The organism is Priestia sp. YIM B13552, assembly GCF_042787775.1.
Classification (GTDB): domain Bacteria; phylum Bacillota; class Bacilli; order Bacillales; family Bacillaceae_H; genus Priestia; species Priestia megaterium_E.
The window spans coordinates 522,180-544,921 of record NZ_JBHZOU010000003.1 but is presented as its reverse complement, the minus strand read 5'-3'; the positions used below and the strand labels follow the sequence as shown (position 1 = coordinate 544,921).

The following is a 22,742-nucleotide window of genomic DNA, read 5'->3' as shown; positions in this document are numbered from 1 at the left end:
AAAGGAGTACTGCACTGAGATGATTGAACGAGAGCTTGAAGCTATTTTGCATGCTTCTAACGACAATATCGTCATCACTGATGAAAAAGGGTGTATTTTACGAGCGAGTCAAAACTGCCGTGATATATACGGGTATGACGTGTCAGAGTTAGTCGGACAAACCGTATACGAATTGCAAGACCGCGGGATCTTTTCACCTTCCGTTACGATTGAAGTGTTAAAGAAAAAGAAAGAAGTACAGCTGATGCAAAAAACAGAAACGGGCAAAGTTGTAATGGCAACCGGTATTCCCGTGTATGATGAACATCAGTGTATGAAAAGAGTAATCAGCTTTTCACATGATTTAACAGAGCTTCAGCGCTTAAAAGAAGATTATCAGCAGCTTGAAGTGAAAATGAAAACATATCAGCTAGAAGTGGAAGAGCTTCGGGAACAGCAGTCAAATGATATAATCATACGAAGTGAATCGATGAAAAAGGTATGGTCCATTATTAATCGCGTGTCAGACAGCGATGCAACGGTTGTGTTGCTAGGTGAATCGGGTGTTGGTAAAACGGCTTTTGCTCGTGCTTTACATTATGGAAGTGAACGAAAAGAAGAGCCGTTTATTGAAATTAACTGCGGAGCTATTCCAGCTAGTTTGTTTGAATCTGAAATGTTTGGATACGAAGCAGGCTCTTTTACAGGTGCAAGTACAAAAGGAAAAATAGGAAAGTTTGAATTAGCTCATAACGGCACGCTTTTTTTAGATGAAATAGGAGAGCTGCCTCTTGATATGCAAGTGAAGCTGTTAAAAGTGCTGCAAGAAAAAACAGTCACCAAAATTGGAAGTGAACGAGCCAAACACGTAAACTTCAGGCTAATTGTAGCAACAAATCAGCCGCTTGAGGAAATGGTCGAAAAAGGAACATTTCGCGAAGATTTATTTTATCGATTACACGTTATTCCGATTACAATTCCTCCGCTTCGCCAGCGAAAAGAAGACATCGCGGCACTGCTTTATCACGTGTTACATAAACAAAATGAAAAATATAAAATGAAGAAATTTTTTCATGCAGAAGCACTAAATCAGTTAGTTGAATATCATTGGCCCGGAAATGTGCGCGAGCTAGAAAATACGATTGAACGCCTAGTGTTAACAACGGATGAAAACAGCATCTCGCCTAAAGACCTACCGTTTCATGCAGAAAAGATCAGAAGTGAAAAAGAAGAATGGGAGTCTCTTGACACGTTAACCTCTCAGGGAATGACGCTTCAGCAAGCACTTGCAGAAGTGGAGAAAAACTGGCTGATCCGTGCTTATCGCCAGTGTCAAACAACGTATGAAATGGCAAATGCATTAGGAATTAGTCAGCCTACGGTTGTAAGACGTTTACGAAAGTACAACATTAAATAAGGGAAATTTAATTCAAAATGAATTAACTGATTCAGTACTGAATCAGTTTTTTTGTTTTGATTCTATTATGAATTGAAAATCGTCCATAATTGCACGAAATAGGGCGATAAAATTTGGCATGCATTTTGCATTAATAAAAAGTATCTAAATAAAAAGCGTCAGTCTCTAAAATGATGACACGGCGCTAATGAATGAAACCCATTAGGAGGAATAAATCATGCCAAAATATCAGCCGAAAAATTCATTTGAATCTCCGCGTTTTTGCGGACCTCGAACGTTTATGAGACTTCCGTATGTAGAACAAGTAAATGCAGATATGGATTTTATTGTGACGGGTATTCCATTTGATTCAGGGCAGTCTTTTCGCACAGGAGCACGTTTTGGGCCGGAAGCTATTCGAGATTTCTCCATTTTGCTTCGCCCGTATAACCCAGAACAAAAGATTAATATTTTTGACTACATTTCAGGCGTGGACTACGGCGATTTGGCAGTGGTTCCGGGATATATTTTAGAAACATATAAAAAAATTGAAGAAGGGTTAACACCGGTTGTGAATGAAGGAATTATTCCGATTTCACTAGGCGGTGATCATTCGATGACGCTCGGTGAACTTCGTGCTATCGCGAAAAAACACGGACCGGTAGCGCTTTTACAGTTTGATGCTCATTCTGATACGTGGGATAGCTATTTTGAACAAAAATACAATCACGGTACCGTGTTCAGACGAGCAATTGAAGAAGGGCTAATTGACGTGTCGCGTTCGATTCAAATTGGTATGCGAGGCGGTCTGTACGGCATTGAAGATTTAGAAGATGCAAAGAACTTAGGTCTAGCTTTGTATACGACAAATGAATATAAAAAACTGGGCGTTAAAAGAATGCTAGATATTATTCATGAGCGTGTAGGAGAAGGACCTGTATTTTTATCGTTTGACATTGACTTTTTAGATCCAGTTTACGCACCGGGAACAGGAACGCCTGAAGTATCAGGCGCAAGTATTGACGATGCGCTTCAATTCGTTCGTGGCTTAACAAATATTGATTTTGTCGGCTTTGATTTAGTAGAAGTACTGCCAGCTTATGACCATGGCCAAATTACAGCAGCAGCGGCCGCTAACATTGTTTATGAATTTATCACGCTTATTGCGTTAAGAAAAAAAGCAAAAGAAGAAGAAGCGCTGTTAGTACAAGCGCGCGACTGAATATAAGCAAGGCGGTAAAAGTGGGAAGGTACTATTATCTTCCCATTTTTATATAAGAGTTCTATGTAAGCAGCGTTTGGTTATGGAAGGAAAAGCAGCAACAAAAAATTTACCAAGTTAGCCTCAAATAAAGTAATAACATGTATTTGATTCTGTCAGGGGTCTTTCCTATAATAAATGTAGGAAAACTTTCCAAAGGAGAATTTTATGCTCGAATTAGAGGCTATTCAAAGCAGGGCCATTGAAAAAACTAAACATACATTACTACAGGATATAAAAAGCGTGTTAGGTGAACAAGACGAATGTCCGGATTTTGAGACTTATTTAACAGACAGGCACTCTTTTATTAAAAAGGCATGGGGGACTACGTGGAGAAAAGCAGTTGTTTCTTCTGTATCTAAAAAAAGCAGAAAGTCATATTTAACAGAGAAAGGCTTTGAGGTAAAAGGGTATAAACCTCAAGCTATAGATAAGTTATTTGCTAAAGAAACGAGAAAAGGTATAGAGTTTGATGCTTTTTCTTGGCTAGAAAAGCAGTACGGAAAGGGCAATAAAACGAAGTGGCTATCTCTATACGGAGAAGCAAGGGCTGAATTTGCCGAAAAAGAAGAAGAAAGAAAAGAGAAAGAAAGACAGCAAAGTATTAATGATCGAAAAGCCAGATATCAATTACAGTTAAACTTAGAAGCAGCTCCTATTTTGGAAGTAAACAAAGAGCTATATTACCTACATATAAGAGAACAGCTTTCCCAACAGCTGTCAAAAGACATTAAAACAAACTCAAAGTATATTGAAAATTATGCGCCCCATACTGAACTTGAAGATGAATTAATAACAAACGGTGATTTAACACGTCATGATTATGAAACGGTTCATGACTTTTTTCAAGAACTCACCGGGAACGTAAGCTCAGAATTAGACAGATATTCAACGATTATCTTGTTTGAAACGTATGAAGATGTGTATGAGGTATTTATCACCGATAAGATTTATGAAATCATTCCAACTATGATCATGGATGATCTTCCTGCTTCATTTAAAGAAGAATATAAATCTTATACAAATGCTTCAGTAACAAGAATGGATATCATAAAAGCACTCAGAAGTAATTTATCAGATTTGGTCTATGAATATAAAAAAATGCTCGTAGAAGAAAAGCTTTCTGATGTACTAGAAGTTTCAGATCACAACTTAACGATCGAAGAGCATAAAGAGCGATATCAACAGCAGCTGGAAGAAAGAAGATTACAACAAGAACGTGAACGTGAAGAAAAGAAAAAGCTGATTGAAGAAGAACAGCGACAGTTAAATTATATTTTTGGTGCAGAATACGAAATGGATCCAAGAAAAGAAACGGAATACATTCTTCATCTCGGTGATACAAACACAGGAAAAACGTATACGGCATTAAAGTCATTAAAAAAAGCTGCTTCGGGTAGTTACTTAGCGCCGCTTCGCTTGTTAGCTTTAGAAGTTTTTGAAAAGCTGAACAAAGACGGAGTTGCTTGTTCGTTAAAAACAGGTGAAGAAGAAAAGATTGTTGAAGACGCTCAGCATATGGCCGGCACCGTAGAAATGTTTAGCGAATTAGAACCTGGCGATGTAACGGTAATTGATGAAGCACAGATGATTCAAGACCGAGATCGGGGGTTTTCATGGTATAAAGCCATCACCCGAGCTAATGCCAAACAAGTTCATGTGATCGGGAGTTTAAGCATTCGAAGTATGTTAGAAGAGATGTTAGACGGTGTGATCTCAGAAATTCATGAGTACGAAAGAGATATACCTTTAAAAGTAGATCTTCGAAAGTTCAAAATTGAACAAGTGAAACCCGCAGATGCTTTAATTGTTTTCTCGCGTAAAAAAGTGCTCCAGACAGCGGCTAAGCTAGAAAAAGATGGTCATAAAGTGAGCGTGATTTATGGAAGTATGCCGCCTGAAACAAGAAGAAAACAAATTGAGCAGTTCATTAATAGAGAAACAACTGTCATTGTGTCTACAGATGCGATTGGAATGGGGTTAAACCTTCCAATTAGACGAATTGTCCTTTTAGAAAACATGAAATTTGACGGGCAAAAACGGAGATTGTTGACTTCTCAAGAGTTAAAGCAGATTGCAGGCCGTGCTGGAAGGAAGGGGCTCTACAATGTGGGAGAAGTTGCATTCGCTAAAGATGCAAAGCAAATGAGAGAACTGTTATTTTCAACAGACGAGCAAATCAGCAAATTTTCAATCGCGCCTACTTCAGATATGCTTAGAAGGTTTAAAGAATATCATCATGACCTCGGAACGTTTTTTGACATGTGGGCTAAATTTAAAAATCCAAAAGGGACACAAAAATCAAATCTGGCACAAGAACGTGAGCTTTATGAGGAAGTGAAAGACACGCTGATTGAAGCAAAAATGCCCATTGTTGATTTATACGGCTACTTGCAGCTGCCGTTTTCAGCAAAAGAAAGCTCTTTGAAAAAGCAGTGGGTTGCCAGCATGAATGCGATTGTTAACAGAGAAGAGTTACCTGAACCAAGGATGATAGAAGGTTCACTGGAAAAGTTAGAGCTGTCTTATAAAGCGATTGGCCTGCATCTTTTATTTCTATATCGAATGGACAGAAGGCCAGAGGCTATTTACTGGGAGCGTGTCCGAGAAGAGCTTACAGATAAAATCCATAACGTATTAAGAAAAGATATGAAAAAATTTAAAAGAACGTGCAGTGCGTGTTCTAAAGACCTTCCTTGGAATCATGATCATGCCATATGCGATTCGTGTTTTCATAAAAGATTCCGCAGAAGACACGGAGACGACGATTTTAATTACTAAGATGTAGTGATAAAAAAGAGGCTTGTACAAAATTATGTTAGTTGAAGAAAGATCCGAATGATAAAGCGTTCGGATCTTTTTATTCTGATGGTGAACATAGGTTTCATGTGTTTCGTTGCTTCCAGCTGTTGATTGGAGGGCAAGGCGAAGACTCCTGCGGAAAAAGCGGAACAGATGAGACCCCGCAGAAGCGTAAGCGACGAGGAGGCTCAGCGGCCGCCCGCGGAAAGCGAAGCCATGCACGGAAATCAACAGCGGTGTACCAAGCACCCCATACTAAATCATTTATTCCATTTGTTCATCTTTAGATGAGATTGATTTAGTTAAGTTTCAACCTCACTATTCGTATAAGCTTTTCATCTTTTTCCTATGAATTTCTGCGTCAAAGCAGATTTTTGTAGAAAAAAATCGGAAATGTATAAGCGGTCATCTTGTAAAAAGAGTAATAAATTATTATGATATAGAGTGGAACTTATATTTTAAAGAGTTCCGTGATTTTTTTGTTGGGCGGACGTGTATTGTATTAGAGTAAGTTTGCTATCATTCGTTATGTTAAAAGCAGCACTTTTAAATAGAGATACGGTTCGTAATAGAAGGGAAGAGGATGATGACAAGTCATAACAAAGAAAACAAAGCTGCAGTCGAGCAGTACAGTAAAGGGAAGATTTTGTGGCAATTAACCCGTCCTCATACGCTAACAGCATCGTTTGTACCGGTTTTAATTGGAACAGTTCTAGCCATGTTTTATGGCCATGTGAATGTTTGGATGTTTCTTGCGATGCTTTTTTCATGTTTGTGGATTCAAATTGCGACGAACTTATTTAACGAGTACTATGATTTTAAACGCGGGTTAGACACAGAAGACTCCGTAGGTATCGGAGGAGCCATCGTCAGACACGGCATGAAACCGAAAACGGTATTAAATTTAGCACTTATTTCTTATGGAATTGCTCTTATTTTAGGTGTATATATATGTGCAAACAGCAGCTGGTGGCTTGCTTTAGTGGGATTAGTAGGTATGGCGATCGGTTATCTGTATACAGGCGGACCGCTTCCGATTGCGTATACGCCGTTTGGAGAATTATTTTCAGGTCTTTGTATGGGCGCGATGTTCGTATTGATTTCATTTTTTATTCAGACGAATACCGTAACGTCTGAAAGCATCTTTGTATCACTTCCGATTGCGATTTTAGTAGGTGCGATTAATTTGTCTAACAACATTCGTGATATAGAAGAAGATACAAAAGGCGGACGTCGTACGCTAGCCATTTTATTAGGTTCTAAAAATGCGATTAGATTTTTAGCTGCTTTGTTTGGCATTGCGTATATTTGGACTGTTGCATTAGTGGTATTCTTCGATATTAGCCCTTGGATTTTCTTAGTGTTTCTTAGTGCACCTAAGCCAATTCAAGCCGTACAGGCATTTGTACGCGGAGAGCTTATTGCAATGAAAGCAACTGCGCAAACCAATACGTTTTTTGGATTTACTTTATCAATTGGATTATTAATTGGCTATTTAGTAAGCTGATTGAGTGGAAAAAGCCTGTCTTTTTAAAGACAGGCTTTTTGTTATGCTCCAGTTATTTTTTCTTTTACCGCGCTAATAAATGCATTCATATTTTCAGAAGATGAAAAGCTGGCTTGAGCTTGTTTTGGTCCGCCGCCGCCTTTTCCATCGTAAAGCGGAAGCAATTCTTTATAAAGTTCTCCGCATTTTACCTCACTGCCGCTGTGAGCCAGTAAGACTTTTTGATCACTTGAAAAAGCAAAAAGAAGCGTCGTATCAGGTGTTTGAAGCAGCTGCTTTGTCAAAGCTTGCACATCTTTTAGTGTGCGGTTTTCAAAGTGATGGTACAGAAATGAACCTTCTTTTTTGGCTTCTAATTCACTTGCTAAATAAGCTGCATTTTCATTTTTTAATTCTTCTAGTTGTTTTTGCAGCTCTTTTTGTTCAGTCTCTACTTTTTTAATTCGTTCTACAACTAATTCACGGCTTGTGCTGAATTTATTGCTAAGTTCTGCTAGGATTTCTTGAGACTGCTGATAATCAGCTAATGCACGCATACCGCATTTAAAAAAGAGGCGTGTATTGCCGCGCTGCTTTTCTGTTTTTGTAAGTTTAATAAGGCCAAGCTCTCCAATTTGGTTCACGTGAGTACCGCAGCAGGCAGAAACATCAATGCCTTCAATTTCCACGATGCGTACAATTTCGTCTTCTAACTCTGGCACTTTGCGAAGCGCAAGAGTATGTAAATCTTCTTTTTTCACTTCGTGCGTTTTAATGTGACGGTTGCTGTAAATAGCGTCATTTACAACTTTTTCAATGTGTAATAACTGCTCATGAGATAACTGAGGTACATTCAGATCGATAGAGACTGCTTCGCTTCCTAAGTGAAAGCTAACGGTGTGAATATCATATGTATCAATTAATAGAGCCGAAAGTAAGTGCTGTCCGCTGTGCTGCTGCATATGATCAAAGCGGCGTTGCCAGTCAATTTCACACGTGACGTTCGTTTGTTCAGGGAGTGTATCGACGATATGATATACTTCTCCATTTTCTTCATACACATCTTTCACGTCGATTCCGGCAATATTACCGTAGTCAGAAGGCTGTCCGCCTCCTTCTGGATAAAAAGCGGTTTGTTTCAACGTTAATGCGTAGCCATTTGAAAGAGCACGCGTCTCTATCACTTCAGTTTCCCATGTTTTTATGTAGGGATCGCTATAATAAAGTCTTTCTGTCATGTTCATCATCCTTTCTAGTAAAACCATATCTAACTTTTTCTATAGTATCAGAAATATGTTTCTTCGAACATGGATAAGCTAACTTGTAACAATAAAACTGGGTGGGACATATGAAAAATACTGTTTATATTTATACGCGGGATTTAAAAAGAATTTTCACCAATTGGGCGATGATTATCATTGTGCTGACGCTTATGATTCTGCCGTCTTTTTACGCATGGTTTAATATAAAAGCATCTTGGGACCCATACGGGCGGACTGAAGGTATTGCCATTGCAGTAACGAGCGAAGATGAAGGTTCTACGATAAGAGGTCAGCACGTGAACGTGGGAAAAGATATTATTGCAACGTTAAAGAAAAATAAAACGCTTGGATGGACGTTTGTCTCCAAAGAAAAAGCTGATCACGGAGTAAAGCACGGTGATTATTATGCAAGTATTGTTATTCCAAAAGATTTTTCACAAAAGCTTGGTACCGTTCTTCAAGATCGTTTGGAAAAACCGGTCATTATTTATAAAGTGAACGAAAAAATAAACGCAGTGGCGCCTAAAATTACAAGTAAAGGAGCCAGCAGCTTAACACAACAGATCAGTGAAAAATTCGTCAAAACAGCGAATGGAGCTATTTTTTCAGTGTTTAACGAACTAGGTATTACACTGCAGCGGGATTTGCCGACCATTCAACAAGTTGAACAACGGATTTTCGAACTTGAAAATCGTCTTCCTGAAATCAAAAAAGTAATTAATGAAGCGAATGACACCACTCAAAAAGCTGGAGCTATTGTATCAAAAGCCCAGGCCGCTCTTCCTGAAGTAGAGAGATTAACAGCTGATGGCGCACAGATGACTCAGCAGCTAAACACTTTTTTAACTAAAACCAATGAAGTGTTAAAAAACGCTGAGCCAACGATCAACGAAACGCTGCGGCGGGTTCAGCAACGAGCTCTCCGAGTTCAAGAATTGAAGAATCAGCTGATGGAAAAAGATATAGCACCGGCTGAAGTCAGCGCAGCAGCAGAACAGCTAAAAGGGCAGTTAACAAAACAAATTGCTGACACAGGAGAGATTCTTACACTTCTTACAGATTTAAATGCGTTATCTCAACAAAAAGTTCTTTCACCGGTTATTAATGACGTAAAAGATGTAAATACGCTTTTACAGCAGCAGCTTTCGGATGTAAACAGTCTGCAGCAGCAAACAAAGAATGGGGATGTTCCCAATCAAAGCGTACTTGATAGGTTCAGCTCTCGCACCGATCAAGCTGTTTCTAGATTAAATGCGTTAACGAACTCATATTCTTCTACGATTGTGCCTGCTGTTGAACAAGCAATCAAAGAAGCGAAAGATAAAACGGCAGGCGCAAACTCACTGCTTGATGAAGCTAACAAAAGCATACCGGATGTTTCTAACGTCCTGTCTAAAACAGCGAGTGGCATCTTGCTTGGACAGCAGGAGCTTGGGAAAATAGCACAAGATTTTCCGCGAATTGAACAAAACGTGCACAATATAGCGGATAAAATACGAGAATTTCAGCAAAAAGAAAACATTGAAGATATTATTAATTTGCTAAAAAACGACGTGCAAAAAGAAAGTGACTTTTTTGCTAAGCCGGTTCTTTTAAAAGAAGAAAGACTTTACCCGATTCCGAACTACGGATCGGCTATGTCTCCGTTTTATACAACGCTTTGCTTGTGGGTCGGAGCTTTGCTGTTAGTTTCAATTTTAAGCGTAGAAGTAGCGGATGAAGAGCGATTCAAAAGCTACGAAGTTTATCTTGGCAGACTGTTAACGTTTTTGTCTATTGCTCTCGTGCAAGCTTTTATTGTGACGATAGGCGATTTATTCTTAATCAACACGTACGTCGTAGATAAAGTGCCTTTTATCTTTTTAGGCTTGCTGTGCAGCTTCGTATTTATGACGATTGTCTATACGCTTGTTGCGATATTTGGCAATGCAGGAAAAGCGATGGCGATTGTTTTACTTGTGCTTCAGCTTTCCGCTGCAGGCGGTACATTTCCGATTCAAGTCGTGCCTGCTTTTTTTCAAGCAATCAATCCGTTTTTACCATTTACCTATGCAATAAGCATGATGAGAGAAGTTGTAGGAGGCATGTTAGCGGATATTGTCAGAAAAGACGTTACCGTTCTTCTTTGCATTTGGCTTGGCGTGCTGCTCGTTGGCATTTTTCTTCATAAGCCTCTTAGTAAAACGAGTGCAAAATTAACAAAAAAAGCGCGTGAAAGTAAATTAATTCATTAAAAAAACGTTTTGGGTTTCCAGACAGAACAAAATGCGGTAGTGTAGATAGAAAGGAGTGATAAGCATGGGTATATTAGATGGACTATTAGGAAATGCATCAGAAGCAGATATAAGAGGAACTGAAAAAGATTTACAAAACATTTTAATTGCCAACGAGCGAGTGGAACAAGCATATAAAGTCATTCGCGATTTAATGGTGTTTACGACGAAGCGCTTAATTATCGTTGATAAGCAAGGAGTGACGGGAAAGAAAACAGATTATCATTCCATTCCTTATAAGACGATTACCCATTTTAGTGTAGAAACTGCTGGAACGTTCGATTTAGATGCGGAATTAAATATTTGGGTATCAGGTTCTAGCGCGCCGATTTCAAAAGAATTCCGTAAAGATAAAAGCATTTACGACGTGCAAAAAGTATTAGCATCTTATGTATTAGATTAAAAAAGTTGAGCCATGAAAAATTGGCTCGACTTTTTTTTATGCTTGTGTAAAACGGGAAGAGATAATATCTTCTTTCTCGCATGCAGCTGTTTAAAAAATAATCAGGTTGTTGTCCTTCTATATTTGTTTACTTCACTCATTACTGAAATGCATGAAAACGATTTACATAATGAATTATACAGAATAAAAAAACCGTGATATGCTCTTTTTAGAGAAAAAAGGAAGTGACCAACTGTGAGTTATACCGTAATTGGAACATCAGCTTTTCGCAAAACAAATGTTGCGCTTTTTGCAGCAGGCTTCAACACATTTTCGATTTTATATTGTACACAGGCCATTTTACCCGAATTTTCTAGAGAATTCGGGATATCCCCGGCGTTTGCGAGTTTATCTCTTTCGTTAACAACCATCACGCTAGCCGTTAGTATGCTTTTTTTAGGTTCTTTATCGGAAGTGTGGGGACGAAAGAAACTGATGGGCCTATCGTTAATTTTTGCGTCATTGCTATGCATCATGACAGCATTTAGCTCTACCTTTGAAACGCTGCTAGTTTTTCGCGTTATTCAAGGAATCGTGTTAGCAGGGCTGCCTTCTGTGGCCATGGCTTACTTAGGAGAAGAAATCGAACCAGGGAGTTTAGGAAAAGCGATGGGGATTTATATAAGCGGAAACGCCTTTGGAGGCGTAGCGGGAAGGCTTATGACAGGAGTGCTCACGGAGTATTTTAACTGGTCGGTAGCTCTTGATGTTGTAAGCGCAATCAGCTTATTGGCCACATTTGTTTTTTTTATGAACTTGCCTGATTCACAGAACTTTACTTCTCGGTCATTTGAACTTAGGCAGCTTACCGGTTCTCTTCGGAGTCATCTTCAAGATAAAGGGATGCTTTGTCTTTTTGCTATTGGTTTTGCACTGCTTGGAAGTAACGTAGCTTTATACAATTATATTGGATACGCTTTATCCGCTCCTCCGTATTCTTGGAATCATACGCTTGTAAGTTTTATTTTTGTTATTTTCTTTGTTGGAGTATTCAGCTCAGTCTGGATGGGGACGCTGGCGGATCGATACGGCCGGAAGAAAGTGCTGTTATGTACGATTGCTGTTACGCTTATAGGTTCAATCGTTACGCTGCATCCGATTTTATCGATAAAAATTACCGGGCTTTTGCTGCTGACCTTTGGCTTTTTCGGAAGTCACTCCATCGCAAGCAGCTGGGTAGGAAGAAGAGCAACGCATGACAAAGCTCAGGCCTCGTCTTTGTATTTGTTTTTTTACTATGCAGGATCAAGCATTGGAGGGACTGTGGCTGGCTTATGCTGGAGTGCGTACGGCTGGAAAGGTGTTATTGCTTTAATTGGTGTGTTTCTTACAACAGCCTTTTTCTTAGCGGTTCGCTTATCAAAAATGCCGGCTCAGCAGACGCATGTTCACTAAAAAAGACTTTCCACTCAGTGTGGAAAGTCTTTTTTAGTTTAAAAGCTGAATAAAAAGCTCCGCCACTTTTTTATGAGCGCTGTTAGCAGGATAGATATAAGAGAAACGGCGCTTAAAAGGAGCGGTGTTAACGTTGAGAATCGATAGGTGCTTTTGTGCTACATCTTCTTTAATAGCGCAAAGCGACAGCACAGACATTCCTAAATCGTGAACGATGGCTTCTTTAATTCCTTGATTGCTGCTGATCGTTAGCATGCTTTTCATTTTTAAACCGTTGGACATTAAAACGTGATCTAAATATTCTCTTGTTCCAGAGCCTTTTTCACGTGCTACCCACCGCTGATTTTGTAAATCATCAATTTCTACTTTTTTAAGCTGAGCTAAAGGGTGATCCACTGACGCAACGATGGCAAGCTCATCGTCCATAAAGGACTGAATATGTAAGTCGGATTCTTCCGTGTGTCCTTCAATAAGTCCTACATCTACTTTGAAATGACGAACAAGCTGAGCGATTTCCTTTGTATTACCGATAGTCACTTCTACATCAATATCAGGATATTGTTCACGAAGCTTTGCTAAAAATGAAGGAAGAATATATTCGCCAATCGTAAAACTGGCGCCAATCGTTAGCATTCCTTTGACACGGTGATGATGTTCATAAATATCTCGTTTCGTATGCTCATATATCTGAATCATTTGTTTAGCACGATCGTATAAAATTTCGCCGCTGGGTGTGATTTTTAACATTTTAGGTGAACGCAGGAACAGGGAAGTTTGAAATTCTTTTTCAAGATTTTTGATGTGTACGCTTACGCTTGGCTGTGAAATCATTAACTTTTCCGCAGCTTTTGTAAAGCTTTGCTCTTCTACAACAGAAACAAACGTCTTTAACGCATCATAGTACATAGAGTATGGCTCCTTTTATATTAAAAAAATTAATTATAAACATTATAAAACATTATTATGGTAATAACTAGAGGCACCTGGGTAAGAAAAACAAAATGAGGTGCTGATTTAAAGGAGTACTTTGGCTTCTAACGAAGGCAGCCCACGCAATTTGTTTACAGTTATTTGCATTTCATCTATAAAGCTATTAAACACTTTTTTGTCATCTATTTGTAACAAAAGTAAAAAAAGTACTTGTTTTTTCCAAAAAACATACTATAATATTAACTGTAATACGATAAGTAATACAGTTAATACACCTAGTACACACATCATGATTTTGGGTAGATGAAGGGAGGCAGACTATGTTCGATTTAGATATTCGTAGTCGCAAGCCGATATACGAGCAATTAGTAGATAAATTGAAAGAGCTTATTATTCATGAAGTCTTTAAGGCCGATCAAAAGCTTCCATCTGTTCGGCTGTTAGCAAAAGAATTAACGATTAATCCAAATACAATTCAAAAAGCGTATCGTGAACTAGAACATCAGAATTATATTTATTCAGTTCCAGGCAAAGGAAGTTTTGTAACGCCTCAAGTTGATACACTAAATAACGAGAAGGTGAAAAAGATGAAAGAAGAATTAGTAAAACTGTTGGCAGAAGCTATGTATTTAGGGATGGATAAAGATGAAATTCTATCACTTATTTCACAGGCTGAAAAAGCAGTAAAAGGAGGAAGCGATAGTGATTGAACTGAAGGCGATAAAAAAAGAGTTTGAAGAAATGGAAGCTCTAAGAGACGTCACGCTTTCTATAAAAAAAGGATCTATTTACGGACTGCTTGGCTCGAACGGGGCAGGGAAAACAACGCTATTAAAAATCATTGCAGGTATTTACAAGCAAGATTACGGAAAAATCGCAATAGACGGCGAGGAAGTATTTGAAAACGTTGGCTTAAAAGAACGTCTTATTTTTATGCCAGATTCTCTTTATTTTTTCCCTCAAACAACGATTAAGCAATTAGCGTCTTTTTATAGAAGCGTCTATCCGACTTGGAACGAAGAACGGTTTCAAAAATTAAAAGAAGCTTTCCCAATTCAATTACATAAAAAAGTACACAGAATGTCCAAGGGAATGCAGCGTCAAGTAGGTTTTTGGTTAGCGCTGTCTGCTATGCCTGATGTACTTATCTTAGATGAGCCGCTCGATGGGTTAGATGCGGTAATGCGTCAAAAAATTAAAAACCTTCTTGTCCAAGACGTGGCAGAACGGGAAATGACGATTTTAATTTCATCACATAACTTACGAGAAGTGGAAGATCTTTGTGATCATGTAGGCATCTTGCATCATGGTCAATTATTAATTGAAAAAGAACTGGATGATTTAAAATCAGACGTGCACAAAATTCAAGTTGCATTTGAAGGAGATGTGCCGCTAGCGCTTTATGACACGCTGGACATTTTATATCAAGAAAAACGAGGAAGCGTCTTGCTTTGTATTGTTCGAGGAAAAGAAAATCACTTAGTCAACAAAGTTCGATCGTATAAGCCTTTAATTTTTGACATCTTGCCACTTACGCTGGAAGAAATCTTTATTTATGAAATGGGGGATGTGGGTTATGCAATCGAAAACATCATCGTTTAACCGAGGCATGTGGATTCAATCTACGAGAAACGTAGGATGGATTGGACTTGTATACTTGCTAGTACTGCTGTTCGCTCTACCTTTACAACTAATTTTCACTTTCACTGGAAAGGTAGACCCTTATATAGAGAAACCAGACACGTTATTTGAGGTATTTGACGGGCTGGAATTTGTGTTTATGTTTGTTGTACCAGTGTTACTCGGTATTTTCCTATTTAGGTATATACAAACGAAGATTGCGGCTGACTATATTCATAGTTTACCAATTAAGCGTTCTACGCTGTTTCATCAAAATATGCTTCTGGGCGCGTTGGTTTTAGTTGTTCCGATTTTAATTACGGGAGCCGTTACTTTTGCCGTTAAAGGAGTTTTAACGGTTGAGAATGTTTATACAACAAGAGATGTTCTAAGCTGGGTCGGGTACAGTATTCTGATTAACTTATTTGTGCTAACTGGAACTGTTTTAGCGGGAATGTTCACCGGAATGTCTGTCCTGCAAGGAATCTTTTTATACGTTCTATTTCTTCTCCCCGGCGGAATCTCTTATTTAGCTATATCCAATGTAAAGTTTTACTGGTACGGCTATGCTTATGACTATTACATGAGTAAAAATATTGACAGCCTTGTTCCGTTTTCACACGTAGCGCAAATGGTAGCTCATAAAAGCTTTTCTACTAGTGTATTTGTTTATATTGGACTCATCGTCTTATTTTACATCATTGCTTTAATCACCTATCAAAAAAGAAGAGTAGAAGCTGCTACGCAAACTATTTCAGTTGGCTGGTTAAAACCGGTGTTCGTTTACGGAGTAACGGCTTGTTCACTGATGCTGGGCGGATTTTACTTTGGCAGTATGAAAGGCGAGTTTTCATGGATGGTCGTGGGCTATATTATTGGTTCATTAATAGGTTATATAGTTGCTCAAATTATTTTAAATAAAACGTGGCGTATCTTTACGAAATGGAAAGGGTATCTAGGTTTTGTTATAGCTGCAGCTATTGTAGGCTTTATTATTCATTTAGACGTGTTTGGCTATTCTACTAAAGTGCCGGCAGTTTCAGAGATTGAAAGTGTTTATTTTGACCAAGAGATGTATAGATTGACGGATAAACCTGAAAACTATGCGGATGGAAGAAGTGGCTACTACGAAGCTCCTTATTATTATACAAGTAAAGAAACGATTAAGAGCGTTCGTCAGCTGCAAAAACAAATTACATCATCTAAAGATAAGAAGATGGATCCTGAAAAACAGAGTGAAATAGAGGGCAGAAACGGGAAAATGGCGGTATTTGCTTATAAATTAAAAAATGGAAAGAAAATAGTTCGAGAATACTTTATTCCATTTTCAGACTACAAAGCTTTTTATAAAGAAATTGCGGAAACAAAAGAATACAAAGAAAATTTCCATCCACTTTTACGAACAAAAAATACGGATAAAATTAAAAGCGTGAGTTTTTCTGTTTTTGGAAAGTCAAGTGCACTTAATATTACAAATCCAGAAAAAGTGCAAGAGCTCATACATGTAGTTAAACAGTCGATGATGAACGAAACGTTTGATGAAATGTACAGCACAAAAGAAAGCTGGGCGTCAATTGATTTCATGGATGGAAAAGGACAGTATGTTCAAGAAGCATCTTGGGAGAAGTCATATAGCGAAGTAGAAGCATGGCTGAAAAAAGAGCACTTATATGAACGTGCTCGCCTTATGCCAAAGGACGTAGTAAAAACCGAAGTGTTTAAAAATTCTTCTCATCTTAAAAACGACTATCGTCTTCAAGAAGATTTTACATCTCTAACGAAGGATGAAAAATCAATTAAAGTAAAAAACAATCAGCAGGTAGAAATACTTCTTCAACGTGCTAATTTACGAGACACAGGAGATTATCTTGTTGCTTTTTATTACAAAGATCAAGTAGATACTCCTCAGGTTTACATGTTGAATGAAAATGAGCTGCCAAACGAACTAAAAGAAAAACTAAAATAACAAGGGAGAACTTATTATGTGCGGCGAGGAATTGCAAGATTATTTGAATCAGGTGCTGGCTTATTTATTGAAAAATGGCGTGAATAGACAAGATGCCGAAGATATTACGCAAGAAGTAGCATTAAAATATTTAGAAAAACAAGAAATGGTCGATCCTGAAAAAATAAAAGCTTGGATGTTTCGCGTCGCATTAAATAAACGGTGTGATTTAGGACGACGTAAAATAGTGAAAGACCGCTATACGTCTTCTTACAAAGAAGAGCCCGTTATGTATACGCCTATTCAGCAGGTCCTCAGAAATGAAGAAGCGGCTGAATGTCAGGCGATTTTAAATAAATTGAATCCTAAGTATCGCAATTTGCTTCTATTAAAATATGGATTTGGATTTAAATATGAAGAAATTGCGGAGTTATTAAATATGCAGATGACTACGTTAAAATCAGCTCTTTACCGCGCGCGCAAATACTTTGTAAAGGGATATAATGAAGTCATTTAATATAAATGAAACAGCAGCAGTTTGTGAAAAAGAACTTTTTTGCACAAACTACTGCTGTTTTTTTCGTATTTTTCTTCTTTGGACGGCATAGATAATCAAACTGATCGCACAAAAAGCTAAAGTGATCTCAATCACGTCCGTATAAGAAGATGTCGTATTAAAAAAGGAACCGAAAATAAATAAAGCGAGAGTCCAAATGAAACCAAAAGAGAATGAGACTTTAATGTAATGACGATGCTTCATTCCGCTTGCTCCGAGAAAAAAAGGCATCACATGTCGCATTCCTGGTAAAAAGTAGCTTGCGATGATGGCGTGAGATCCATATTCTTGAATCGTTCGCTCAACTTTCATGACATTCTTTTCCCATCGCGGGCGTTTTAATAGCGCCAGCGCCTGAGCTGAAAACAGGCTGGCTATCAAAAATTTAAGGTATAAGCTAAGCATCATTCCGCTGTAGGTAAGTATAAAAGCTGGAATATACTGAACGGATGGAGACGTAGCCTGACTGCCTGCAAGCATAATATATACTGGGTCAGGAATCGGAGTAAGGTTGGCTCCGACTAAAATGATAAAAAAGAAATATCCGTAGCCTAATTGGTTAATGGCTCCGATAAGCTGATCAATCACGTTTTCTTCCTCCTTTCTTCATTAGAATACGAGAGAGTGACACACAGTGTTCGCTCAAAATAAAAATAAAGTATAGGTACGCACAACTTAGAAAAAAAGAGTTATAATAAATAAGAATGTACGTTCTTCTTTCGGGGATTAATTATACAGAAAGAGGTGATAGTATGAAAATGATGTACCCTAAAAACGGCAAAGTTATTCTTCATATTGATGCCAATGCTTTTTATGCATCTGTTGAAACCGCACATGATCATACGCTCAAAGATAAGCCTCTTGCTATTGCTGGCAATCCAAAGGAACGAAGAGGAATTGTTGTAACCTGTAACTATATTGCTCGTAAACGCGGAGTATATGCGCCAATGCCTCTTTGGGAAGCGAAAAGAAAATGCCCTGAGCTGGTTGTTATAAAACCTAATTTTCCATTATATCGCCAAGTGTCCAAAAACATGTTTGATTATTTAGTAACCATTTCACCTCTTTTAGAGCCTGCTTCCATTGATGAAGGCTATTTGGATATTACAAACTGTGCTGAATTAGGCTCTCCTCTTGACATAGCAAAGTCCATTCAGCAGCATTTAATACAGACGCTGCAAATTCCTGTGTCAATTGGAATCGCACCGAATAAATTTTTGGCCAAAACAGCAAGTGATATGCAAAAACCTTTAGGGATTACCGTCCTTCGAAAAAGAGATGTCCAAACCGTTCTTTGGCCAAAAGCGGTGGAGGAAATGCACGGAATCGGTAAAAAAACAGCTGAAAAGCTAAATGCGATTAAAGTGGTAACCATAGGTGATCTAGCAAACGCCGCTCCCGGTCTTCTTAAACAAACTCTCGGAGTAAAAGGAGAAGTTATGAAAGAACGAGCATGGGGCCAAGATGATCGACAGGTGAACCCTGATCGCCAATCACAGTTTAAATCTATTGGAAACTCTACGACGCTGTCTCAAAATGCAGTAGATGAACATGAAGTTCTCCCTATTTTAAATAAATTATCGCATTCCGTAAGCTCTCGTATGAAAGCGAAAAAAGTTGTAAGCAAAACGATTCAATTAACGATACGATACAGTGATTTTAAAACCATTACTCGAAGCCAAACTATTTCAACAGCAATTAGCGAGCCAAATGATCTTTTTCATTACAGTGCGGTATTATTTCAAAGGCATTGGAACGGAGAACCGATTCGTTTATTAGGCGTAGCTGCTCTTCAAGTGAGCCACCATGTTCAGGAAGAAGAACAGTTAGACTTGTTTACATATGGAGAGGAAGCAAAAAAAGAGCCTTTATACAAAGCGGTCGAAAGTTTGCGTGAAAAATATGGAGATAACATTATTCAAAGCGGTTTAAAAAAACAAAGAGGAAAAAAAGAAAGGTAACTCTCTTTTTTTGTATAAAATAATAGGTTTACACTCATTATAGAAGGGGAAGTACATTACTATCACGGTAATCAAAGTGATTACAAAATGAATTTGATTGCGACTTTTTTGATTGTCTGCAATGAAATTACATAAAATAATCTATGAGGTGATCTTATGTCAGACGTACTATTTACATCTAAAGCAACAGCGGTAGGAGGCCGAGATGGTCGAGTTAAATCAGATGATGGTATTATTGATTTAACCCTTGTAAACCCTTCTCCAAATAACAAAGAAGAAGGAACAAATCCCGAGCAGCTGTTTGCAGCAGGATATTCTGCTTGTTTTGACGGTGCTTTAAATTTAATCGCAAAGAAACAAAAAAAAGACATTGATTCGTCTATTACTGCAGAGGTAAGTCTACTAAAAGACCACACTGATGATGGCTTTAAAATTGGAGTCGTGTTAAACGCTCATATTAAAGGCGTTTCACAAGAAGTAGCTGAGAAGCTAGTAGAAGATGCACATCAATTCTGCCCGTATTCTAAAGCAACGCGTGGAAATGTTAACGTAACGTTAAACACAACGGCTGAGTAAATAAAAAACGCCTGGATTTTTCTTAAATCCAGGCGTTTTTTTATGTGCAATTTTATATGGTCTATTTTTGATTGTACGTATGCAGTGATTGCAATAACTCCTGCAGCGTTTCTTTCAGCTTTTCTAATTCTCCCTGTGACTTATTCGTCATACTGAAAACTTCTTCTGGAATATGACAAGCTTTATCACGTAAGTTTTTTCCTTTTTCGGTTAAACTAATAAAAACAACGCGTTCATCTTCATGAGAACGCTGACGAATCACTAATTCTTGATCCTGCATTCTTTTTAGCATAGGAGTAAGGGTGCCTGAATCCAAATACAGAAGTTCGCCCATTTTTTTCACGCTGAGTGTTTCATGTTCCCATAAAACAAGAAGGGCTAAATACTGCGGATAGGTTACTCCTAATTTATCGAGCAGCGGCTTGTACACCTTTGTAATTTCTCGAGACGTGGCGTAAATTGAGAAACAAAGCTGATTTTCTAGCTGCAGCTGCTTATAAAGTTGTTCCATTCATGTTGCCTCCAGTCTATTGCTTTTTATTTAATTATACACAATTAAATAGTGGTGTCCAATAACGCCGGATGAAAAAGTAATCAAGCTGTAAATAAAAAATGGGAATTTTACATATACTAAGAAAAAAAGGGAGCTGTGCACATGTATTTTGCAAAAAAAGCCGTAGAAGAAGAAGTAGATCAAATGATGGATACGACTGTATATGCGTGTCAATCTGAATCATGTAATGGGTGGATGAGAGAAGATTTTGTTACGGTTGATTATAACTGCCCGATGTGCGGAACCGAAATGTCGCAGGAAGTACGCGAGCTGCCGAAAATTAAGTACGATCACCAATTTTATAATAAATAAAAAAAGAAGCAGCTGCTTCTTTTTTATTTTTCACTAAAATTTCATTAAGCTGCGCTAGACTAAGAACCAACATACGATGAAGGTGAGGAATATCAGAATGAATCAAGGGAACTTTTTGAAAGGTTTATTTTGGGGAACCTTATTTAGTATTCCTATTTGGATTTCATTGTTTGGCTGGTTCCGCATTTTATCACATCTTGCATAGTTTCGTTTTATAAACCGTCATACGCGCCCTTATCTTTCTATTTCCGCTATAATAAAGGTGATAAAAAAAATAAGGAGCTGTTCTCATGATTCAATATAAAACAGAGCAAATGACGGTTTTTGAAAGCGCGCTGTTTCAAACAACATCTGCAGTGATTGAAACAAAAGATTGTGTTATTGTTGTTGATCCAACGTGGCTTCCTCACGAAATTAATGAAATTAAACAGCATGTTCAAGAAATCTTAAACCACCGCAACCTGTATGTGTTTTTTACTCACGGAGATTTTGATCACGTCATTGGGTATGGCGCTTTCTTAGAATTAAATGCCACCTTTATCGGCAGCAAATTTTTGAAACATCACCCGGACAAAGAAGAAAAAGTTCAAATGATTAAGCAGTTTCATCATGACTATTATATAAAAAGATCTCATGATATTATATTCCCAGAGTTAGATATTGTTGTAACCGAAAATGAACAGCATATTACTTTAGGCGAAACATCCATTACCTGTTATTTTGCAAAAGGTCATACAAATGATGGCCTATTTATGATTGTCGATGATTCGATATGGATTGCAGGGGATTATTTATCGGATTTTGAATATCCGTACATATATGAAAGTGTAAATGATTACCGCGACACGCTTGCCACTGCGCGACACATTTTAGCTAAGCACCAAAACCTAACGCTAGTTCCCGGGCACGGGAAAACGACACATCACCGAGCTGAAATTCAAAGACGAGTGGAGATGGCCAGCTCTTATTTAGATGAACTGCAAGCGGCAGTGAAAGAAAACAGTAAAGAAGCGCTCGATAAGCTAAATGATAAACTGGCGTTTCCTTCTGATTTCACCGCACAATGTCATCAAAAAAACGTTGAAATTATGGAAAGAGAACTCCTGTCATAGAAACCAACTGTATAGTCATACCGTTAATACTAAAAGTAAGAAACCACATTTTCTATTTCTAGGTAATGGAAAATGTGGTTTCTTTAGTTCCTTTATTTATCAATTAAATGAAACTTTTTCCTTTTCTAACCGTTTATATAAATAAGAAATTATTTTATGTATAAAGGAGTATGACAATGGGGAAAAACGGTTGTGTAAAATGCGGACATACAGAAGCACAAACAAAAGAAATTGCTACAACGGGAACGGGACTGTCTAGATACTTAGACGTTCAGCACAATCACTTTACAGTGGTATATTGCACGAACTGCGGATATTCAGAGCTATATAATAAATCATCTTCAAGAGGCAGCAATATTATTGACTTATTTTTTGGAGGATAAAGATGAATATCGACCTTGTTGAAATTGATAAAGACAGTCGCGCTTGCTATTTGAACCTGCTATTAATAGGGGATGAAGACGAAAAAGTGGTGAAGTCGTATATAAATGAAGGTTCCTTATTTACCATTGTGTATGAAAAGAAGGAGATAGGAGTTGTGCAGTGCCTCATCGATGAAGAGGAATCGGCAGTAGAAGTAAAGAATATCGGTTTAAAAGAAGCATACAGAGGAAAAGGAATCGGCAGCAAAGTCATTAACAAGTTAGAAGCATTGTATGAGTGTAACCATTATTCTAAAATGATTGTAGGAACAGCGGACTCCAGTCTTGAAAACATAGCATTTTATAAAAAGGCAGGCTTTTATCAAAATGGTGTCAGAAAGAATTTCTTTTTGCAGTATGTTCCACCGATTTACGAGAATAGCTTGCAAGCTATCGATATGATTATGTTTGAAAAAAAATTAAAAAGCAGAAGCGACTAACACGCTTCTGCTTTTAGTG

General features: G+C 38.0%; 22 protein-coding genes. 18 read left to right on the top strand and 4 right to left on the bottom strand.

Features of this window, described 5'->3' with window-relative positions; translation table 11 throughout:
- Positions 1–19 precede the first annotated feature (19 nt).
- The 5 genes from ACFX40_RS14900 to ACFX40_RS14880 all read left to right on the top strand — a co-directional run bounded on the left by ACFX40_RS14900 (position 20) and on the right by ACFX40_RS14880 (position 6,945).
- Positions 20–1,396 (top strand): sigma-54 interaction domain-containing protein, encoded by a 1,377-nt coding sequence (locus ACFX40_RS14900; protein WP_377255411.1) that lies wholly within the window; start codon positions 20–22, stop codon positions 1,394–1,396.
- A gap of 217 nt (positions 1,397–1,613) precedes the next feature.
- The gene (gene speB, locus ACFX40_RS14895; RefSeq protein WP_377255408.1) at positions 1,614–2,597 is read left to right on the top strand and encodes an agmatinase; all 984 of its coding nucleotides are present in this window, start codon (positions 1,614–1,616) and stop codon (positions 2,595–2,597) included.
- 207 nt (positions 2,598–2,804) lie between these two features.
- On the top strand, positions 2,805–5,417 hold the full coding sequence (locus ACFX40_RS14890; protein ID WP_377255405.1) for a helicase-related protein: 2,613 nt from the start codon (positions 2,805–2,807) through the stop codon (positions 5,415–5,417).
- A 107-nt stretch (positions 5,418–5,524) separates the two neighbouring features.
- A complete protein-coding gene (locus tag ACFX40_RS14885; RefSeq protein WP_255257658.1) occupies positions 5,525–5,725 on the top strand; it encodes a hypothetical protein in 201 nt (66 codons plus the stop codon).
- Between the two features lie 299 nt (positions 5,726–6,024).
- Entirely contained in the window at positions 6,025–6,945 is a 921-nt protein-coding gene (locus ACFX40_RS14880) for a 1,4-dihydroxy-2-naphthoate polyprenyltransferase (protein ID WP_025752322.1), read from the top strand.
- Positions 6,946–6,986: 41 nt separating this feature from the next.
- Here the strand turns inward: ACFX40_RS14880 and ACFX40_RS14875 are convergent, their stop codons facing one another.
- Positions 6,987–8,162, bottom strand: a complete 1,176-nt coding sequence (locus ACFX40_RS14875; RefSeq protein WP_377255402.1) for an alanyl-tRNA editing protein — start codon at positions 8,160–8,162, stop codon at positions 6,987–6,989.
- Between the two features lie 110 nt (positions 8,163–8,272).
- On the opposite strand from ACFX40_RS14875, the gene ACFX40_RS14870 reads away from it, so the two are divergent.
- From ACFX40_RS14870 to ACFX40_RS14860, 3 genes are all read left to right on the top strand, one after another.
- Entirely contained in the window at positions 8,273–10,420 is a 2,148-nt protein-coding gene (locus ACFX40_RS14870) for a YhgE/Pip family protein (protein ID WP_377255399.1), read from the top strand.
- A gap of 64 nt (positions 10,421–10,484) precedes the next feature.
- Positions 10,485–10,862, top strand: coding sequence for a PH domain-containing protein (locus tag ACFX40_RS14865; RefSeq protein WP_014460184.1), 378 nt, complete (start codon positions 10,485–10,487; stop codon positions 10,860–10,862).
- Positions 10,863–11,096: 234 nt separating this feature from the next.
- Entirely contained in the window at positions 11,097–12,296 is a 1,200-nt protein-coding gene (locus ACFX40_RS14860) for an MFS transporter (RefSeq protein WP_377255396.1), read from the top strand.
- 33 nt (positions 12,297–12,329) lie between these two features.
- On the opposite strand, the gene ACFX40_RS14855 is transcribed toward ACFX40_RS14860, so the two are convergent.
- On the bottom strand, positions 12,330–13,202 hold the full coding sequence (locus tag ACFX40_RS14855; protein WP_057243675.1) for a selenium metabolism-associated LysR family transcriptional regulator: 873 nt from the start codon (positions 13,200–13,202) through the stop codon (positions 12,330–12,332).
- A 344-nt stretch (positions 13,203–13,546) separates the two neighbouring features.
- Between ACFX40_RS14855 and ACFX40_RS14850 the strand changes: the two genes are divergently transcribed.
- Genes ACFX40_RS14850 through ACFX40_RS14835 form a run of 4 tightly spaced genes read left to right on the top strand, consistent with a single transcriptional unit; the run spans position 13,547 to position 17,308 of the window.
- Positions 13,547–13,936, top strand: a complete 390-nt coding sequence (locus ACFX40_RS14850) for a GntR family transcriptional regulator (RefSeq protein WP_013083081.1) — start codon at positions 13,547–13,549, stop codon at positions 13,934–13,936.
- The gene (locus tag ACFX40_RS14845; protein ID WP_050688809.1) at positions 13,929–14,828 is read left to right on the top strand and encodes an ABC transporter ATP-binding protein; all 900 of its coding nucleotides are present in this window, start codon (positions 13,929–13,931) and stop codon (positions 14,826–14,828) included. Before ACFX40_RS14850 ends, ACFX40_RS14845 begins: the two co-directional genes overlap by 8 nt.
- Positions 14,803–16,812, top strand: a complete 2,010-nt coding sequence (locus tag ACFX40_RS14840; protein WP_377255393.1) for a DUF6449 domain-containing protein — start codon at positions 14,803–14,805, stop codon at positions 16,810–16,812. The genes ACFX40_RS14845 and ACFX40_RS14840 overlap by 26 nt, the downstream gene beginning before the upstream one ends.
- Positions 16,813–16,828: 16 nt before the next feature.
- Positions 16,829–17,308, top strand: coding sequence for an RNA polymerase sigma factor (locus ACFX40_RS14835; protein ID WP_013056972.1), 480 nt, complete (start codon positions 16,829–16,831; stop codon positions 17,306–17,308).
- Between the two features lie 48 nt (positions 17,309–17,356).
- Here ACFX40_RS14835 and ACFX40_RS14830 read toward each other — a convergent pair whose 3' ends face one another.
- The gene (locus ACFX40_RS14830) at positions 17,357–17,935 is read right to left on the bottom strand and encodes a DedA family protein (protein ID WP_014460178.1); all 579 of its coding nucleotides are present in this window, start codon (positions 17,933–17,935) and stop codon (positions 17,357–17,359) included.
- A 164-nt stretch (positions 17,936–18,099) separates the two neighbouring features.
- Between ACFX40_RS14830 and ACFX40_RS14825 the strand changes: the two genes are divergently transcribed.
- Complete coding sequence (locus tag ACFX40_RS14825) at positions 18,100–19,308, top strand: DNA polymerase IV (protein WP_098249766.1); 1,209 nt, start codon at positions 18,100–18,102, stop codon at positions 19,306–19,308.
- 156 nt (positions 19,309–19,464) lie between these two features.
- The gene (locus ACFX40_RS14820; RefSeq protein WP_013056975.1) at positions 19,465–19,884 is read left to right on the top strand and encodes an organic hydroperoxide resistance protein; all 420 of its coding nucleotides are present in this window, start codon (positions 19,465–19,467) and stop codon (positions 19,882–19,884) included.
- 61 nt (positions 19,885–19,945) lie between these two features.
- Here the strand turns inward: ACFX40_RS14820 and ACFX40_RS14815 are convergent, their stop codons facing one another.
- Complete coding sequence (locus tag ACFX40_RS14815) at positions 19,946–20,395, bottom strand: MarR family winged helix-turn-helix transcriptional regulator (protein WP_025752335.1); 450 nt, start codon at positions 20,393–20,395, stop codon at positions 19,946–19,948.
- Positions 20,396–20,539: 144 nt separating this feature from the next.
- On the opposite strand from ACFX40_RS14815, the gene ACFX40_RS14810 reads away from it, so the two are divergent.
- The 4 genes from ACFX40_RS14810 to ACFX40_RS14795 all read left to right on the top strand — a co-directional run bounded on the left by ACFX40_RS14810 (position 20,540) and on the right by ACFX40_RS14795 (position 22,723).
- Positions 20,540–20,749, top strand: coding sequence for a cold-shock protein (locus ACFX40_RS14810; protein WP_013056977.1), 210 nt, complete (start codon positions 20,540–20,542; stop codon positions 20,747–20,749).
- Positions 20,750–21,039: 290 nt separating this feature from the next.
- On the top strand, positions 21,040–21,861 hold the full coding sequence (locus tag ACFX40_RS14805) for an MBL fold metallo-hydrolase (protein WP_377255390.1): 822 nt from the start codon (positions 21,040–21,042) through the stop codon (positions 21,859–21,861).
- 176 nt (positions 21,862–22,037) lie between these two features.
- Positions 22,038–22,244: a zinc ribbon domain-containing protein gene (locus tag ACFX40_RS14800; protein WP_013056980.1), complete on the top strand. Its 207-nt coding sequence runs from the start codon at positions 22,038–22,040 to the stop codon at positions 22,242–22,244.
- 2 nt (positions 22,245–22,246) lie between these two features.
- Positions 22,247–22,723 (top strand): GNAT family N-acetyltransferase, encoded by a 477-nt coding sequence (locus ACFX40_RS14795; protein ID WP_098249763.1) that lies wholly within the window; start codon positions 22,247–22,249, stop codon positions 22,721–22,723.
- Positions 22,724–22,742: the final 19 nt, after the last annotated feature.

Coding starts and splice junctions, on each gene's coding strand:
- ACFX40_RS14900 (WP_377255411.1), top strand. CDS start 20: ATGATTGAACGAGAGCTTGAAGCTATTTTGCATGCTTCTAACGACAAT.
- speB (WP_377255408.1), top strand. CDS start 1,614: ATGCCAAAATATCAGCCGAAAAATTCATTTGAATCTCCGCGTTTTTGC.
- ACFX40_RS14890 (WP_377255405.1), top strand. CDS start 2,805: ATGCTCGAATTAGAGGCTATTCAAAGCAGGGCCATTGAAAAAACTAAA.
- ACFX40_RS14880 (WP_025752322.1), top strand. CDS start 6,025: ATGACAAGTCATAACAAAGAAAACAAAGCTGCAGTCGAGCAGTACAGT.
- ACFX40_RS14875 (WP_377255402.1), bottom strand. CDS start 8,162: ATGACAGAAAGACTTTATTATAGCGATCCCTACATAAAAACATGGGAA.
- ACFX40_RS14870 (WP_377255399.1), top strand. CDS start 8,273: ATGAAAAATACTGTTTATATTTATACGCGGGATTTAAAAAGAATTTTC.
- ACFX40_RS14865 (WP_014460184.1), top strand. CDS start 10,485: ATGGGTATATTAGATGGACTATTAGGAAATGCATCAGAAGCAGATATA.
- ACFX40_RS14855 (WP_057243675.1), bottom strand. CDS start 13,202: ATGTACTATGATGCGTTAAAGACGTTTGTTTCTGTTGTAGAAGAGCAA.
- ACFX40_RS14850 (WP_013083081.1), top strand. CDS start 13,547: ATGTTCGATTTAGATATTCGTAGTCGCAAGCCGATATACGAGCAATTA.
- ACFX40_RS14840 (WP_377255393.1), top strand. CDS start 14,803: ATGCAATCGAAAACATCATCGTTTAACCGAGGCATGTGGATTCAATCT.
- ACFX40_RS14835 (WP_013056972.1), top strand. CDS start 16,829: ATGTGCGGCGAGGAATTGCAAGATTATTTGAATCAGGTGCTGGCTTAT.
- ACFX40_RS14825 (WP_098249766.1), top strand. CDS start 18,100: ATGAAAATGATGTACCCTAAAAACGGCAAAGTTATTCTTCATATTGAT.
- ACFX40_RS14820 (WP_013056975.1), top strand. CDS start 19,465: ATGTCAGACGTACTATTTACATCTAAAGCAACAGCGGTAGGAGGCCGA.
- ACFX40_RS14815 (WP_025752335.1), bottom strand. CDS start 20,395: ATGGAACAACTTTATAAGCAGCTGCAGCTAGAAAATCAGCTTTGTTTC.
- ACFX40_RS14810 (WP_013056977.1), top strand. CDS start 20,540: ATGTATTTTGCAAAAAAAGCCGTAGAAGAAGAAGTAGATCAAATGATG.
- ACFX40_RS14805 (WP_377255390.1), top strand. CDS start 21,040: ATGATTCAATATAAAACAGAGCAAATGACGGTTTTTGAAAGCGCGCTG.
- ACFX40_RS14800 (WP_013056980.1), top strand. CDS start 22,038: ATGGGGAAAAACGGTTGTGTAAAATGCGGACATACAGAAGCACAAACA.
- ACFX40_RS14795 (WP_098249763.1), top strand. CDS start 22,247: ATGAATATCGACCTTGTTGAAATTGATAAAGACAGTCGCGCTTGCTAT.